Origin of the sequence: Candidatus Enterococcus moelleringii, from assembly GCF_017377575.1 — a bacterium.
In the GTDB taxonomy this organism is placed as follows: domain Bacteria; phylum Bacillota; class Bacilli; order Lactobacillales; family Enterococcaceae; genus Enterococcus_A; species Enterococcus_A moelleringii.
In genome coordinates this window covers 143,828-162,116 of the sequence record NZ_JAFREM010000012.1, presented here as the reverse complement: position 1 = coordinate 162,116, position 18,289 = coordinate 143,828, and the positions used below count along the sequence as shown (strand labels likewise).

At 41.6% G+C, this 18,289-nt stretch carries 9 protein-coding genes and 1 pseudogene; 3 read left to right on the top strand and 7 right to left on the bottom strand.

The window, feature by feature from the left end:
* The first annotated feature begins 30 nt into the window (after positions 1-30).
* The gene (locus tag JZO70_RS07675) at positions 31-189 is read left to right on the top strand and encodes a hypothetical protein (RefSeq protein WP_207672965.1); all 159 of its coding nucleotides are present in this window, start codon (positions 31-33) and stop codon (positions 187-189) included.
* A gap of 296 nt (positions 190-485) precedes the next feature.
* On the opposite strand, the gene JZO70_RS07670 is transcribed toward JZO70_RS07675, so the two are convergent.
* From JZO70_RS07670 to JZO70_RS07650, 5 genes are all read right to left on the bottom strand, one after another.
* On the bottom strand, positions 486-710 hold the full coding sequence (locus tag JZO70_RS07670) for a hypothetical protein (protein WP_207672964.1): 225 nt from the start codon (positions 708-710) through the stop codon (positions 486-488).
* Positions 711-893: 183 nt separating this feature from the next.
* On the bottom strand, positions 894-1,751 hold the full coding sequence (locus JZO70_RS07665) for an Rpn family recombination-promoting nuclease/putative transposase (RefSeq protein ID WP_207672963.1): 858 nt from the start codon (positions 1,749-1,751) through the stop codon (positions 894-896).
* 828 nt (positions 1,752-2,579) lie between these two features.
* Positions 2,580-3,284, bottom strand: coding sequence for a DUF2922 domain-containing protein (locus JZO70_RS07660; RefSeq protein WP_207672962.1), 705 nt, complete (start codon positions 3,282-3,284; stop codon positions 2,580-2,582).
* 37 nt (positions 3,285-3,321) lie between these two features.
* Positions 3,322-3,711: a hypothetical protein gene (locus JZO70_RS07655; RefSeq protein ID WP_207672961.1), complete on the bottom strand. Its 390-nt coding sequence runs from the start codon at positions 3,709-3,711 to the stop codon at positions 3,322-3,324.
* A gap of 379 nt (positions 3,712-4,090) precedes the next feature.
* Positions 4,091-4,816, bottom strand: coding sequence for a hypothetical protein (locus JZO70_RS07650; RefSeq protein ID WP_207672960.1), 726 nt, complete (start codon positions 4,814-4,816; stop codon positions 4,091-4,093).
* Between the two features lie 1,713 nt (positions 4,817-6,529).
* Between JZO70_RS07650 and JZO70_RS07645 the strand changes: the two genes are divergently transcribed.
* A complete protein-coding gene (locus tag JZO70_RS07645) occupies positions 6,530-15,379 on the top strand; it encodes a YDG domain-containing protein (RefSeq protein ID WP_207672959.1) in 8,850 nt (2,949 codons plus the stop codon).
* 310 nt (positions 15,380-15,689) lie between these two features.
* Here the strand turns inward: JZO70_RS07645 and JZO70_RS22400 are convergent.
* A pseudogene (locus JZO70_RS22400) lies at positions 15,690-15,840 on the bottom strand (tyrosine recombinase XerS); the annotation flags it as partial.
* A 64-nt stretch (positions 15,841-15,904) separates the two neighbouring features.
* On the opposite strand from JZO70_RS22400, the gene JZO70_RS07640 reads away from it, so the two are divergent.
* On the top strand, positions 15,905-16,786 hold the full coding sequence (locus tag JZO70_RS07640; protein ID WP_207672958.1) for a PhzF family phenazine biosynthesis protein: 882 nt from the start codon (positions 15,905-15,907) through the stop codon (positions 16,784-16,786).
* 334 nt (positions 16,787-17,120) lie between these two features.
* On the opposite strand, the gene JZO70_RS07635 is transcribed toward JZO70_RS07640, so the two are convergent.
* Complete coding sequence (locus JZO70_RS07635) at positions 17,121-17,981, bottom strand: acyl-CoA thioester hydrolase/BAAT C-terminal domain-containing protein (RefSeq protein WP_207672957.1); 861 nt, start codon at positions 17,979-17,981, stop codon at positions 17,121-17,123.
* Positions 17,982-18,289: the final 308 nt, after the last annotated feature.

Genomic DNA, 18,289 nt, shown 5'->3' with positions numbered 1-18,289 from the left:
AAAGTCCCACAAAGAAAATCCAAGCAGCCGATGATCGGCGTTTTGCCAGGGGCTGGCATCGGCGCACTTTTAGTAGAGCAAGCGATGCGTATGTTAACCTACTTATTAGAAGATGACCTGAAGGATGGGGAAATTGAGATTCGCTTGATTGACGGATTAACCTTGGAGGATCGTTTAGCCCACAACTGAGCGAAACAAAAAATAGAACTGGCAGCTAGGAAATCATTTTTCTCTGAAAAAATGAGTCTGATTCTCACCACTTTCTCTGAAAAAATGAGTCTGATTCTCACCACGCGTACCATTCTACTATGATCTCGTTATAGTGTTCAGATTTGGAATCTTTACTTGCTTTCGAACAATTAATCACTGCAAAAAGTAGAACTGGCAATAGTTAGTGAGTAGAACAAAAAGGACCATTCACATAATAACTCTGACAACTGTTAATTGCCTAGCGAATTATGTGAATGTTCCTTTTCTATGAGTTGCTAGCGTAAGTTACCACGAATTTCTTCTATTTGCTCGACAGAAAGTCCTGTGTACTTCACAATTTTTTTAACAGGTTCATTTTCCTCCAGCATATACAAAGCAATCTCGATTTTTTCCTCTTCGCGACCTTCTTTAATGCCACGTTCAATCCCACGCTCTTCAGCTTTCCTCTCCACAGTAGATACTACGGCATCATTAATCATTTTTGCCTTGTTCATATCCATAATCATATTCCTCCTGCTATTTCGTTAATAAGGAAATCATTTTTCTCTGAAAAAATACGTCTGATTTTCACCACTTGTGCCAGCACACCAATGCATTGAATATTTCAAATGGGAACGAATAAAACACTGATAATTAGCTAATGACATCTAAAAAAATCTAGAGCTCTATTAAAGGTTCTTCGATTAATTCACGTCCTCTTGAATTTTCTTAATTTGCTCAGCTGTAAGTCCTGTATACTTCACAATTTTTTTAACGGGTTCATTTTCTTCCAGCATTTTCAGGACAAACTCCACTGCTTTCATATCAGCGCCTTCCTCCAAAGCATAAGCAATTTCAGCATCCTTAATAGCCTGCGCCTTATCCACTCTCATAATCATCGTTTGTTCCTCCTTTCCCATTGAATGATAGTCCGTTATACGCTGCGCTTCCTTCAAATAATCCGGGGCATCCTTACTGACTTCACCAGTAGTAAAGAATTTTTGCCAGTGATACGCGGCACTGGATTTTTCAATATTCACATTCTTCAAACTGAAAAAGCAAAGCATTAAAATCTTCTGTTTCCGTTTATTCAAAAATGGCTTATACGTCTTGTCATTACGCAAACTAAAGGTCTGGATCGCATCTTCGTCTTCTTCAAATAAATCAAAGTCAATAATGTTGATCCCGTAAGCAGGACACAGCGGAGAGTAGTTGTTGCTCTCCACATAAGTCTTTGCCTCTTCATCGCCAAATGGAGATGTATAGACATTCGCTAAATAGAAAATAGCCCGTTCTTCAAAGAATTGATGCGGATTTACCTGCATTTCGATCGTAACCTGACTGCCGTCCTCAGCTACTGCCAACACGTCGACTTCTGTACGCAAAATCTTGGTTTTATTAAATGTTTTCTTGTAACTATCAATGTGGTACGTTTCTCTTGGTATTAGTGTCTTAAATTCTTTGCCTAAAATGTCTCGAACAAAGGCCTTTAGGATGTGGGATGATCCTTGTCCCGTCATTAATTTTTTGAAGATCAGATCGTTGGTCGCTTTATATTGCATTATTTTCTCCTCCGCTTTCAGCGATAGAGAAGATTTCACCAATAGTATACCACGGCAAACTATTCTCTATCAAAATTTGCTTACAGTTAAAGGTACGCAAAAAAAGAGAAATTTCTCGAAAAAATCCCAAAAAATTTGAATGAACGCAAAAAATTCACTTGCTGCTTGAAAGAGGGGAGGTACTTTCCTCCTGCTGTTTTATTCTCATCATTTCTGTTAAGATCTCGATATGGTGTTCAGATTTGGAGTCTTTACTTACTTGCGAACATTTAATCACTGCAAAAAGTAGAACTGGCAGCTAGTTCGTTAATAGGGAAATCATTTTTCTTTGGAAAAATGAATCTGATTCTCACTGCGCATACCATTCTACTATGATCTCGTTACAGTATTCGGATTTGAGATTCTTAATTCCTTTCCAGCGACCGATCACTGCAAAAAGTAGAACTGGCATCGTATAAATATGTAGTTTTCAAAGGTCGGATGTTCACAAGTGAAAAATAACCCCCTAAATAAACCATTCTTACCCATAAAGAAGGTGCGGCGCGCACGCACCTTCAAAGCAGCACCGTTTAAGACGATGGCCGTCTATGAGTAAGTTTGGTTTATTAATATCCGGCTTCACAAACTATCTTTGTCGTTTTTAAGCGAGTTTGAAAAGCCGGTACTTCTTATGGTGTCGGGAGCAATGCTTGATAGACAGTCAGGGCAAATGTTCCTTACCTAGGATGAACATTAGCATCCCTCCTTTAATTAGAGTTCAGCCATAGCCATAAATACTGTAAGTTTAAGCATCGCCACCTATTCACCACAAGAGGGTGGGGCCGCTAGTTAGCGTTTTTTCTTTTTCCCTTTTTTCTTCTTCTTGTTGGCTTCATGATAGGCTCGCAGTCGATCGACTTTTTCTTTGCGAGGGTTAGTCGATTTCTTAACCGGAGTATTCTCTTCGATTGATCCCTCGGTTTCTGCTTTAGCAGGAATTGCTTCAGGTTCAGCTTCTTTTGCGACAGCCCTGGACAGAGAATCTGGATTCACTACGGGATCTTTAGCAGTTGTTGTTCCTGCTACCATTGCGTCCAAAGTAGCTTTCGCTTGGCTGTGAATGCCTGCTTTTTCCAAGACCGTTTTCGATACGCCCGCAGCTTCGGTTGTTGTTAGTGCAGACTTGCGATCAACTTCAATTGCTGCTGTTTCAGCAGGTTTTACTGCTTTTGGTTCTTCGATTTGTTTTACTTCTTCGACTGGAGTAACTTCATCCGCAATAATAAACGGCGCAAAAGCGTTGTCGGGATCTGCGACATAAGTTTCGGCCTGTTGACTTAGATCAAAGATCGGTGTTTCGATGGTTTCCACAAATTTGGCAGAAACGACTTTGCAAAATTGGCGAACGCCGTCTTTTTGGAACAGGTTCAAGGTGGTCATGGCTTCTAATGCTTCCTTGATTTTTTCAGGTGCTTTATTTGGATCTGGGTTGTTGTACGTCCAACGGTGGTTTTTACCGTGGGCATTTTCAAATACAGTTACTAGTTTTAACATAGTTTATATTCTCCTTTATTAGTTCATTTTTTATTTTTCAGGAACTTTCCGAGAGTTCGGATTTGGTTCCAGTGACAGGTACAGTTGCTTGGACGACTTCCATTAAATCAGTAGTGACATGTTGAGGTGGAAAACATCTGTCTGACACGATTTCCAACTCGCCTTTTTCAAAGTATTCGGTAAAAAAATAGAAATAGCGGCGTAAAGCACGATTGATGGTGGCCTTACTAAATAAATGGCGCACTAAATCCTTCAAAAATAGGTCGAAATCCTGTTCACCCAGCTGATTCCGGATTTTCATGGCTAATAACAGCTGGATGGTGACGGCACTATTTTTGGTTTCTTGATAATAAGCAATGATCTGCTCTCTTAATGTTGCGGCTTTTGAATGAAAGACTTGATATTGCGTAAATGGTAGATCGGTCATACGATTTTCCTCCTGAAGTTTTTTGTTCCGGCCGGTGACTAAAAGATAAACCAAAACCATAAAAGAACAAAACCCGATTTTTGCCAAAAAGGGTACTTATTTGCCAGGCTGAAAATACAATTTGTTGAATTGATCGCATAGTAAATTTTACTTAAAGCAATTTTGGGGGTGTTTTGACAATTTTCGATTTTGGAGGGGAAATGTGGCAAAAGCTGATATCATAGGGTTCTTTACATACAGGTGGTAATGAGTAAGAAAAGATCATCTGATAAAATAACGTTTTCATTAGGAGGTGAATTCCGACTTTCCTGCAAAACAATAAAAAAAGAAGGACTCCCCTGTGCAAAAAAACCAGGTAGAATCCTTCTTCTCATTCAGTCTAATCATCGATTTCGGGGAAATCCCCGGTATAATTGCGGTACCAGTGCAAGTGCTCCTCCAGCTTGTAGCGATTCATGAATTCTCCTGGAGTCAAGAGCCATTCCTGCAGAATCTTGTGTTTACTTAACTGAAAGCCAAAGGGAGTAGTTGGGAGACTGACATAGTCTAATGGTTGTCCATTAGAAAGTAAGATGGCGGAATAATCTCGCCGATAGGTTGCCAAAGAATAGACAGCCTTGCTTGCGGTAGCAATGAACGATTTTTTTAACAGAGGAACTTCAACAGTTAGACCGTTGTTCAACCGCGCCATACATACGCGATCCTTTTCAACCACTTGATCGATAGCTAAAGGATTCAGCCAAATCGAATTCTCGGGCTTAGTGAGGGGGAATAAGGCAAAATGAGCATTGACCATCGGCACTTTTTTTGACGGCAGCGATTGTAAAGACAAACAAACCCGCTTCATCAGCTGGTAGTCCATCAAGCGATGTGCCGCAAAGAATTTTTCGATTACTGCCAAGGTTTTTTCATTTGCCAGATAAGGCTTGTGATCCTGCACAATCAAGGTGCCTTTATTATTTGGTACAGGACAAATTAAACTAATCTCCCCCCTCATCATGTCATGAAATACGGCAGAAGCAGCTAAGATCTCCTGCCAGTCCTTAGATAATTTTGTGGGGATTAAACATTTTCCATCAAACAATTCGCTTTTTACCTCGTTCATCAAAACCACTCCAATTCTTACCAATTGTCATTTCGTTTTATCAAAAAAATTTCTCAAACTGCTATTAAATCATAGAATAGCCTTCAGCAAGGAATAATAGGGAACTATGCCGCTGGATTGAAAAGCTGAGCCCTAACAATCCAACGTAAAAGGGTAAAGTCCCCTACTAGATCAAGGCGGTGGGGAGTCCTCTTTGGATAGATAGCGGTTTCAGCATTGGATAACACCTCTGCATTAACAGCAAATCATCCGTAAACAGCTTTTCTTCCATCCCGCACCTGGTACCTTCGCCGATCAGCTGCAATAAGGTTGGCTGCTCATTTTGTTATTCTAGCTGGCTGATAGCACGTCAAAAACGCTAGAAGGTCCCATCCATGCAGCCAGATCATTGAGGAGATATTTCCACTGACATTCACCAGCGTATGCTTGCTACACCCTCAATTATACGGTACTTTCGGCTTTTGTAAATCACTTATTTCAAAATAAAAATCGACTTAAAAAAGTTTATTCGTGTGGGGTGAAATTTGGGAACAAATAAACATTTTGCAAATCGAAGCATTTAGTTATTTAATTCAAACCGGTATATCCAAGACAGCGAGATCTATCAAGCGAAATAGCTGGTCAATCAATCGTTGGAATCTGTGAATATTGATTATTTAAACAACAATCACGGGTCTGTTACCCGGTTGAATCTTTTATTAATGATTAACAAAAACATTATATTACAACTTTTTTCCGAACAAAAAAATTTAGGAAAAAGCGATAGCTGTAACTTGGGAGGAGTCGATCTGACGTGGCAGCTATGAGGACTGATCAGGAGAGGCACGTATTCAGTTGAACTGAACATAGACTGATAAAAAAGTTTCAACATGCTTTAAGGATTTTAGATAATGCGCACTGTGTATAATGTACGAGTGACACAGATAAGCAATGAATGATTCGTCACCATTATTCATCTTTCCAAAAAATGTATAATTTTAAGAAAGACCATCTACGTTTTGATTGGATCATCCTGAAAACGATGACAAAAAAATAGCTAGTCGGGGGGACCGACTAGCAAGGAGTTAGATATTGAAAAGGTGTTACGGTTCTAAGGTATCTCCATTATACCATAAACGGCATATATTTTTGCCCACTCTTAGATAAAAATTGGTGCTTACAAGAGATTTTACTGAGGGAAAAATACGAAATTCCCCCATGTTTTCGAGCAGCAAATCCAGAAAAATCTCTTCTCTTTTTCGCCAAAAAACGGAAGAATTTCGAAAAGTCAAGTGCAATTTACGTCCAAAACATACAGATTACAACATTTGAGCATACAGTTTACACCATTTGGCCCAAAACAGCGGGGAAAGTTGGTATAATTAATAATAATACGAAAAAGTGATCGGAATTTATTGAAGAAGTTTCGCAGGTCATTTTTATATGTAAAAAAATTGGTTGAGTGGAGGTTTGCTGAGGGATAAAGATCGGACGATGATTGCTGTCTGTTTTTTTGTAAAAAGTCGAAAATCCATTATTTTTATGAGACCGCTTGTACCAGCAAAATGAGTGAAGCATAGTGAATTGAATTTTTAACTCTTGTTGGAATGTTTTGATTTGGATAAAAAATATTTGTATTCGTCTGTCAGTTGATTCTTGTTTGGTCAATATAGAAAAATTGTAAATTGGATTTGTTAGGAAATTGAATGGAGATAGAAATGAGGGGGGAAGACAATGAAAAGGAAAAATGAAGGTACTAAGGTTCATCTGGGGAAACAAAAGCACCAATTTTCTAAAAAGAAGTTTAACAAACAGCTGATTAGTGTTACCAGCACGGCTCTGCTTTTATTCAGTAACTATGGGTTATTCCCATTGCAAGTGCTGGCGGAGGAAACAACCGACACCATTAGTGAAACAAATGAGGAAATAGGATCAATAACTCAGGACCCACTCGCACAAACAGCGACAACTGAACCTAGCTCATCAACGGAATCGGAAGCAGCACCTATAACAGAAGCCGCTCCGCAGCAAACAACAGAATCAATTGCTGAAGCCACTACTGCTTCCAGTGAACAAACTGAGCCCCTCCAACGGGCGGCAGCTGTTTCAGAAGCGGAATCTGAGGAATTAACAGATCGAACACCTAGAAATTTAACTTGGGAAACACGAGATATTGATTCAAATACAGTAGAAATAACCGGTTATATAGGTAACCCCACCTCGATTATTATTCCTTCAGTCATTGATAATAAATCAGTAGTGATTGATTTGAAAGAAGTATTCGGTGAAGCCCTATATGAAACAACTACTTATTTTGAAATTAAAGAATCACAACCCGGTTTTTCTCCAGTTAAGCTTACGGGGACTTTAGATAGGCTGTTCTATGGGGACTATACTAGTAATCCACTAATTGAACAGGTTTCCTTCGGCGATGCTGATATAACTTCAATTGATTCAACCTTTCGTATGTTTTCAAACTGTACAAATTTAACATCTTTAAACGTGACGGGATTGGATACATCTAGTGTGACGTCTATGAGGGAAATGTTTAACGGTTGCAGCCAACTGGAAACTCTGGACTTGAGTGGCTGGAATACGTCTAGGGTGACGTTAATGTACGCTATGTTTGACGGCTGTAGTAGTCTGAAAACCCTAGATTTGAGCGGTTGGAATACATCTGAAGTGTTGGATATGAGCTTTATGTTTCGCGGCTGTAGCGAACTGGAACCCCTGGATTGGAGTGGCTGGAATACGTCTTCTTTGGATACCATGATGTTTATGTTTTCCGGTTGCAGCCAACTGGAAACGCTGGACTTAAGCGGCTGGAATACATCTAAAGTGAAGAATGTGTTTAGTATGTTTGACGGCTGTAGTGGTCTGAAAACCCTAGACTTGAGTGGTTGGAATACATCTAGTTGGAAGGATTCGGCTATATTTTTCATGTTTGCAGGTTGTCAAAATTTGACAAAACTGACTATTTCCTCAGAGTTTGAATTTAAGGATGCTGACCACGGTTTGCTGAAACTTTCAGATTTAGGACTTGGTGAGAAGACAAAGGTTTATTGGGAAGATAATTTTGCAAAAACTTATAACACCACTGAGGAGATGATAGCTGCTCATAACTTGCTGAACGATGGTGAAGTCCATGTATACAAGATTCAAAAAGAGCATGAGGTTTCTTTTAAACTAGACGGTGGTAGCGGGAATACGCCTGACTCGCATTATGTTTTTGAAGGCCAGACAGCAACTGATCCAAACTACTCAGGTACAAGAGGTGATCAAGTTTTTGATGGTTGGCGGCTGAATGGAGCCCCTTTTGATATTACGAAAGATTCTATTAATGCACCATCAGAACTAGTAGCAACTTTCCGGAATAAGAAATACAAAGTTGAGTTCTATCCAGAAAAAGGCTCCGAATCTTTTTACTCTCAAGATTTTGAATACAGCGAGAGTAAAGAGTTAACGCCAAATAGCTTCACTAAAGTAGGGTATCATTTCAAAAACTGGAAGACTGAATCCGGGAGTACTACTTATAGTAACGGACAAAGTGTCGCAAACTTAACTGACGTTGATTATGGGATCGTCAAACTAATCGCTGAATGGCGAGCGAATACTTACGATATACAATTTATTGCAAATGGTGGAACGGGTTCTATGGCGAATCAGTCCATGACCTACGGTGAGCCGAAGAAACTAACTGACAATAGTTTTGCCAGAAAAGGTTATCAGTTTGTTGGGTGGTCAACAGAACCAGATGGGGAAATAATCTATAACGATGGCGAATCAGTCCAAAACTTAACGACTGAGAATAATGGCACTGTCCCTTTTTACGCTCAGTGGAAGTTGGACAGCGGCTTAGTGGAAAAAGAAATCAAAAAACAAGCGCCTACCAAAGTATATAACGGGAATAGAGAACACGAATTCAACGTGGATCTTACCAGCATAACAGAAGAAACTGCTTTCCCTCTGAAGATAAAGGTCACTGGTACATTTGCCAGCAAGGATGCCAAAGACCAAGCCTTCACCATTAAAAGTTGGGAAGTTGTTGAAGGGAATGCCAAAATTGACCCGTTAGCTGCATCGTTTGAGATAGATAAAGGGAAAATTACACCTCTTGAACTGACTCAGGAACAATTAGTATTCACAGAGGGCACGGAAACGAAGACCTATGACGGGAGAGTAACCAGCGAACTAAAAGGCGAGATCGCGACTAATGCCCTATTAGGTAGTGATGAGGCTAAGTTAGTCATCACCAACGCTGAATACGATACCAAAGATGTCGGCACTGACAAGAATATCACCTACGTCTGGAACTTGGACGGCCCGCAAAGTGCTAACTATAGTTTGCCGCAAGAACGAGAAGTGAAGGGCACGATTACGAAACGGGCAATTACACCGGTTTGGAGCAAGCCTGAGAAGCCATATGATGGAACCACGGCAGCTGATGTTACTGTTAAATTGCCTGAAGTAGTTGGAACAGAGGATGTCAAAGCTACCTTTGATGCAAACTTCAAGAACGCGGATGCAGGTACGGATAAAGAGATTGATATTCAAAATGTCAATTTGACCGGTGACGATATAGGTAACTATTCAATTGATGAAATTGGAACGACTACAGGAACGATTAAGAAAAAGGATCTGAAGGTGACCTGGTCGGCTGAAGACAGAGAATATAATGGAACCACGGATGCAACCGTCAATGGCGCTTTAGACGGCGTACTACTTAATGAAATAAATAATGTAGAGATTACCGGCACTGGATCATTTACAAACAAAGATGTTGGTGAAAACAAACCAGTGACTATTACTAATACTGAGCTGACAGGTTCGGCTGCTAAAAATTATCAAGTCTCAGAGACAGCCGATGCAACAGTTACGATTTCGCCATATCAGATTCAAGACAATCAAATAAACTTTATCAATCGAGATAAAGCTTTTGATACAACCAAATCAGCATCACAGCTGAAAGCAACTCTGCAAAATGGGGTTCCATTTGCAGATGACAAGTTGAGTATTTCCATAACTGACGCAACCTATAATCAATCAGATATTGGTAATGATATCGGCATCACCTACAATTGGGCGCTAACCGGTGGGGATAGAAAAAATTACAAGTTGCAGGAGCCGTTAGCAGTAACTGGGAATATCATCAATGCTGATTTGACGGAAGAAACAGTGATCGAAAGGATCAAACTACAAGCGCCAACCAAGGAATATAATGGCGAAAAAGGGCACACGTTTGAGATTGATATCACGGAGTTAGCGGAAAAGAAAACCCGTAGTACCACTAAGATTATCTTAGAAGTGACCGGTGAATTTATTCAGGAAGACGCAGGGGATAGAAAATTCACTGTTAAAAGCTGGAATGTGACTTCTGGAAATGCAGAGCTGTCTGCCTTAACTAAGCCATTTACTATAGATGGAAAGATCACTCAAAAGGCCCTCACTGCTGAATGGAATAAACCAACAAAAGAATACGATGGCAAGACAGCTGTGGAAGTAGTGGGTACACCAGAAGGGTTGGTTGGTAGTGATGCAGTCACTATTTCTGCGAAAGGCAATTTCAAAGATAATGCAAATGTTGGTCCAAACAAAGACATCGATATTGATGAAATTAAATTAGAAGGTACAGATGCAGGGAACTACTCAATCGATGAAACTAGTACTACCACCGGAGCCATTACAAAATATGTATTGCAGGCAGATCAAATCGAATTTAGTAAACTAAATAAAGAATACGACAAGTCTAAAGCCAGTTTGCTAGAGGCAACCTTCAAAGAAAGAGTGCTATTTGGGGAAGATAAGGTAGCTATTGAAATCACTGAAGCAGCATACGCCGATGATCAAGCTGGGAAAGAAAAAGCCATCAGCTACAAATGGAAACTCACTGGTGAACAAAGCGGGAACTACAAGTTGCTGGATGAAGTAGATGTCAAAGGTGAGATCACTAAAAAAGGATTAACTGCTAAGTGGAGCAATCCAACCAAAATCTACAATGGTCTAACAGCGGCTGCCGTAACTGGTGAGCTGCAAGGTGTGATTTCTAAGGATGTTGTTGAAGTTGCCTTTGATGATGCAAACTATAAGGATGCCAATGCCAGTGAGACGAAGCAGGTAGATATAAACAACATCCGTTTGACCGGTAAGGATGCGGGCAACTACTCTATGCCAGATAAGGCTACTACGACGGGGATAATTAATCCGTTTGTATTGCAGGAAGATCAAATTCAATTTAGCGAATACAATAAAGTGTACGACAAAGAAGTCGATAGCCGGATGAAGGCAACGATCAAAGATGATGTATTAGTTCCGTCAGACAAGGACAAAGTAGCTATCGAAATCAGTGAAGCAGCATTCGCCGATGAGCAAGCTGGTTCAGGAAAAGCTATCAGCTACAAATGGAAACTGACTGGTGACCAAAGCAGGAACTACAAGCTGCTGGAAGAAGTAGCTGTCAAAGGCGAGATCACCAAAAAAGGGTTGAAAGCTACCTGGTCAGCAGCCGATAAAGTCTACGATGGAACCACTAAAGCAACAGTGACCGGTACTTTGGAGGGAATGATTCCTGGAGAAGAAACTGCTGTAAGCATTAACGGTACGGGAGAATTTACGAACAAAAATGTTGCTGGAACAATACCAGTGACGATTACCGACAGTAAACTAGCCGGTGATGGAGCCAAAAACTATGAAGTGACTGAAACAGTGGACGCAAAAGCCAAGATTACGGCTTATCAAATTAGCGAAGACCAAATTACCTTTGAAAATCTGAACAAACCATTTGATACTACCGATTCGGCAGCGCAAGTAACTGCGAGCTTACCAGAAGAAGTACCGTTTGCAAAAGATGACCTAAGTATAGGTCTAACGGATGCGAAGTATAGCCAACCAAATATTGGTAAGGAACTAACTATCACCTACAACTGGACGCTAACCGGTAAAGATGCTGAAAACTATCAATTACCTGGCATGCCAACGGTAACCGGTAATATTACGGACGCGGTTCTGACTGAACAGGCTGTGATCGATCAGATTAATAAGGTAAAGGCAACGAAGGTTTATAACGGCAACGAAAATCACAAATATACCATTGACATCACTGAGTTGGCTAACAAGAAAACCCGAACTGCGACGAAGATTGAGTTGGAAGTGACTGGTTACTTTGATCAGAAGACGGTGGATGCCAAAACCTTCACGGTTACTGGCTGGAAAGTGATTTCTGATAATGCAGAGGTGCCAGCGTTTGGTAAATCCTTTGATATAGAAGGAACCATTACGCAAAAACGCATCTCTGTTGACTGGGATCACCCGGAGAAGACCTACGATGGCAAAGATGAGGTTGAAATTAGTGGCACACTGAAAGGCTTAGTTGAAGGTGACGAGGTATTCGCTACCACCACGGCAATCTTTGTGGATGCCAATGCTGGTACGAATAAGGAAATGATTATTCCGGAGGCTGTCGTGACGGGTAAAGACGCAGCCAACTACTTGGTTCTTCCTTCAAACAATGGTGATATCAAGGGAACCATCAACGCTTATGAATTACAGCCGGATCAAATTGAATTTACGGGATTGAACAAAGAGTACGATAATGAAGTTGATAGTTTACTGAAAGCTGCGATTAAGGACAAAGTATTGTTTGGTAAAGACAAAGTTGCAATTAAAATCACTAAAGCGGAATTTAACGATGTGCAAGCGGGTAAAGACAAAGCGATCAGCTACAGCTGGACGCTAACTGGTGAACACAGCGGGAACTACAGTCTGCCGAAAGAAGAGAAAGTAGCCGGCGAGATTACACCGAAAGCTTTGACAGCCGAATGGACCGCTGAAGGTAAAGTGTACGATGGCACGACAGAAGCTGCTGTTACTGGCAAACTAACTGGGCTAATTGGTGAAGATAAAGTAACTGTTAAAGGAACTGGTGCTTTTGAAGATAAAAACAGTGGACCAGACAAGAAAGTAGATGTTACCGCGATTCAGTTGGAAGGTGCCGATGCTGGTAACTATACTGTACCTGAAAATAGTGAGATAAAAGCAGCAATTTTGGCTTATCAAATCAAGGAAGACCAAATTACTTTTGGTAATCTGAACAAACCATTTGATACGACAGATTCAGCAGCGCAAGTAACTGCGAACTTACCAGAAGAAGTACCGTTTGCGGCGGATGACCTAAGTGTTGCTCTGACCGATGCAGTCTACGCTCAATCAGATATTGGTGAGGATATTGGTATCTCTTATGAATGGGCTTTGGCCGGTAAGGATGCACAGAATTACCGCTTGCCAGAAGACAAGAAAGTCTTGCAAGGAAATATTACGGAAGCAGTAATGACGGAAGCAGCAGTGATGGAACAGATCAAGCAGGTAACACCAACTAAAGTGTACGATAGAAATACGGATCACACGTTTACTGTTAATATCACGGACGCAGCCCAACGGAAGACCAGGGACGCAACTCAGATTCTGTTGGAAGTAACTGGCGAATTCGTCCAAGCTTCGGCAGGTGAACAAGTCTTCAATGTTACTAGCTGGAGAGTTACTTCAGGTAATGCGACATTGCCAGCTTTGACAAAACCATTCCAAGTAACTGGTGAGATTCAGCCGAGAGCTATCACCGTAAATTGGAGTGCAGCCGATAAGGAGTACGACGGATCACTAGATACACCACTGACCGCCGTTTGTGAGGATATTCTTCCTGACGATGAAGTAACCTTCGCAGCCACTGGAACCTACGACGACAAGAACTGCGGCAGCCATGAAGTTCGTTTGGATGCGGCAAGTGTTCAGTTGTCCGGTGCACATGCAGGTAATTATATAGTAGAAACTCAAAATGATACCTGCAACATCGAGATTACGCCACGGCCGGTGACAGTTGAGTGGCAAGTGGCAGATAAGGTGTACGATGCGAAACCTGATGCGACAGTAACTGGTACTTTGAACAATCTTGTACCTGATGATGAGGTAATGGTGGCAACCACTGCTCAGTTTGTCGATAAAAACGTCGGTGACAACAAGCCTGTTCACGTGAATACGCCAACCTTCAGTGGAGCAGATCATCAGAACTACACGATCACAGCGCCAGCTGAAGTTGCGGCAACCATCAGTCCTTACAACATTCAGTTGGATCAGATCAGCTTTGGGCAAACAGTCAAAGCTTTTGATCAAAGTGCAGCGGCTAAACTAACCGCTCGACTGATTGGATTGCCATTAGAACTGGATGATTTGCGAATCGATATTACGGATGCTCGTTATCCAGACAGCGACATTGGTGAAAACAAAGCCATCAGCTATGACTGGAAATTGACCGGAGCAGACGAGGCCAACTATCGCTTGCCAGAAAAACCAGCGGTAACCGGTGCGATTGCAGCGCCAACTGTTGGTGACGATACGCAAGCCCGAATCATTGAGTTGTTGAAACAACAGACACCTGAGAAAGAATACGATGGAAATTCAGTGCATCAATTTGAGTTAGATATTACCAGCGCTTTCGGTGAACCAACCAGACGTGCAGCGACACCGACTCAGATTCTGTTGAATGTGACCGGAACCTTTGAACAATCCGATGCCGGTGAACGAAGCTTCAATGTGACGGATTGGAACATCACTAGCAACAATGCAGTAATCGGTGAACTTCCAGCCGGGATTGTTTTGGAAGGTACGATTACCAAACGCGTAGCGACCATTCGCTGGACCGTAGCTGATAAGATTTACGATGGAACAACTGCCGCGACCGTTCAAGCAAGCGTTAATGGACTTGTCGCAAATGATCGAGTGACTGTTAAAGGAGTCGGAGCGTTTGTCGATAAGAACGCCGGAGCCAACAAAGCTGTAACCATCACCAGCAGTGAAGTTACTGGCGATGCAGCAGTAAACTATGAGTTTGCCACACCGGACATTGGTATTACTGCTAATATCCAACAAAAAGCACTATCCATTCACGGCGTGCAAACCGTGAACCGTCGGGCAAATGACAGTCGTTTGGTAGATTTAGTTGGTACGAATGCCGCTTTAGAGGGTGTGCTGCCAGCAGACCAAAACGCTGTAGGCTTCAACTTAGGTCAAGGAACCATGGCGGATGCGGCAGCTGGCAACGGCAAAGCAGTTACCACCAATATCCAGCTGACTGGCGACGAAGCAGGCAACTACACCTTGACTCAGCCGACTGATTTGACGGTGGATATTACCAAGAAGAAAGTCATCGTGACCATCGTCGATGAAAATGGCAACAAGCAAGAAGTCGAGCTGGAAGAAGGGGCGAAGCTGCCGAGACCAAAAGATCCGGTGAAGGACGGCTTTACCTTTGAGGGCTGGTACGCGGATGAAGCTCTGACGCAGCCATTCGATTTCGATCAGCCGATTACTGGAAATGTAACGCTGTATCCAAAATGGAGCAGAAATATACCAGTCGCTACCACGACCAATCGGAATATAGTCACACCAAGAGTGGTAACAAGTTCTGGAAATACCACCACTTCTTCAAGTGGGAAATCCTTGCCGAGCACAGGTGATTCCCTCAACAATATGTGGTCAATGTTAGGACTAGGCGCAATTGCTTCGGCGATTGCCGCTTGGAAGAAACGTAAAGGATAATACGAACATGCACCGCAACCAGAGTTTTGGTTGCGGTGTTGTTTTGTATACGACTAAATAAATTTGCTTTGAGGACAGTATTGAAATACGTCTGAAATGTCGTAATTCAATTTCAGAAGAGTGACTCTATGCTTTATAGACAATATCAGTTTTCTATAAAGGAGGGCTATTGCTGAACTATGCTTGATCTATCAACACTTTTTCATCTTTCTAAAAAATATATCTTTTCTGCAAAGAACGAGATGAAAGCCTAATGCAAAAAAAATAGATAGACGAATGTGCTTTTCACACAGCGCTTATCTTCTTTTTGCTACAACGAATTCAACGCATCCGTCGTTTTGTCATTCTCAATATGCGTATACAAAGTTGTCGTCGTCGAACTGTGTCGCAGCTTGTGGGGTGACCCGAACTTTGAACTGGGCTGAGTATTTTACTAGCATTTCTTCCATCATTGTACCGGTGTTAGGGCAATGATATAATTTACAGATATATTATCAATTAGCTAGTGTGAAAGGGGATCAGAGGATGAGCAAGGTTTACAAATACAAGAAAATTGATGCATTTACTGCTGGGAAATCGTTGGGCAATCCGGCGGCGTGTCTTTATCTAAGTCTGGGGCAAGAATTGACGGAGGAAGAAATGCTTGAGGTGGCGAAGCAACATAAAGGATACGTTTCTGAGATGGTCTACTGCAAAAAGGATCCGGACACTATTCACCTGACCTATTATTCCTCAGAATGCGAAGTGGACTTTTGTGGGCATGGCACCATTGCTTGTACCTATAGTCTTATAAAAGATACCCCTGATTTATTGGCGCAAAAGGAAATACAGATACAGACGAATAGAAAAGGCAATTTGGTTGTCTACAATAGAATCTTGGAACAGGATGCAGTTCTTATTACTGCACCAGTCCCAAACTATCTAGGTACTGAGTTAACTAAAGAAAAAATCGCCGAAACACTGGATACAACGGTCGACGCAATCGATGGGGAGCTTCCAGTCGATTTAGTTGACGCGGGCTTGCGGACATTGATTGTTCCAATGCGTGATTTGGCAAACGAGGTCTCGCTTTTTCCAGACAGAAAAAAGTTAGAAACATTTTGTATTGAAAATGGTATAGATATCATTCTGATCTTTTCCAGTGAGGTGGCAAAAACGGATCATATCGCACATACACGAGTATTTGCGCCTAAATTTGGTTATCTGGAAGACCCTGCAACCGGATCTGGAAATAGTGCATTCGGCTATTATATGCTGAAATATCAGCTATGGGATGGCGGCGATTGTTGCCTTGAACAAGGTGGAAATGATCGTGTGTTCAATGATATTTATTTATCTTCCATCGACGGCGCTGTTTTGTTTGGCGGAAGCGCGACGGTGCGGACGGATGGGGTTTACTACGTGTAGATTTTAGCATACAGACGACAAAAAGAAGATAGGCTTTTGTGTTTAAGAGGGATTTTTGACCACCTCTTAGATAAAAGTTGACCTTCACAGGAGTTTTTACTGAGGAAATATATATGAGATTCCCCCGTGAATTAGAGCAGCAAATGCGGAAAAATCGCTTAACCGACTTTCAAAGTTGAAAAAAGCTATAAGGTCAGTATAAAAGGCTTTATAGCTTTTTTGTCTAAAATAGATATTGAACAAAAATTTTCCCAGCTTCTCAAATGTCACCCAGTCACCCAGCGCTTTTGCTCCTATCGCCATTTGGGGATCAGACGAACAAAGAACCCTTTATTTAGGCCTTTAGCCAAGATAAAGTTTTTTCAAAAGCATCTTGTCTACTTTGGTTACAAGCATCTGGATATTTTCTTTCAACCTTAAACATTTTCAGTGAAGGTGGATTCAGTGGCGTAATAATGTGGCTGGCCTTTTCATAACCGAACTCGGTCACCTGATGTTTCCAGTTGCGTTCCTTCAAACGCTTCATCATATATTGAACAGAAGCCATGCTCGGCCACATGGTGTCGTGTTTGGCATAAATGAACAATAGATCGCCCTCAATCTCTTCAACTGGAATCGCAGTTGCTTCATCAAATTTTCTTAGCGGATTGGCGTACATATAGGCCAGATTGATTTGCTGCTGGGTAAGCAAATTCCAAATAGCTCTGCCATAGCTTAATTCACCGACCATACAAGGGAAACCTTTGCCGCGCCAAGTAAACTCTGAAACAGCAGTGAATTTCTTTGAAAGCATCTTTTCTGTAATCCCACCCCATACGCAATGGGAAGGGGATACTGCAACCACTTTTGATATGTCGTGCAGTTTTGTGGCACACAGCAAAGCCAACTCTGCACCTTTAGAAATGCCGTACATGGCAATTTTGCTGTGACCTTTTTCATGCAGGTACTGTATTGCGCTCTCGAAAGGCTCCAGCGGCACCTCAACTAGGTTATCAGGTAAGCCAGGTACATTCCAGTAGCAAACGCCAAGTGCGGTGATGCCATGCTTTGCAAAATGTTGACCCATTTGCAAAGGGACATTATCGTTGCCCTCACTACCGCCAACCACCACTACCGCCAGGTCTCTATCGTGGGGCATTGAAGCCGGATGATAATAGCCGTGAAACCCATCCTTTTCTACTTCCATTCTTTCCATTTTATTCCTCCTAAATCAACGTAGAACAATCGGTAGCAATATAAGTGGGTGCGTTGCAACGATAACTAAAGGTCGGTCCGATGTGCGTTGAATTTCAAACTATGATATGGAACGCGAAACTACTACAATTAGCTTGTTCTAACCACTATAACTCATGAATCGTCTTATTTCTAAAAAGGCCACAATCTATCACTCACAGCTTGGAAAAGAAGTTAGGGTTGGTGCAGGTTTACTTGCTGGTAATATGGAAAAGACGGTCGAATTTTATAGCAAGGCAATTTGATTGAAATTGGTAGTAGCAGTGATTT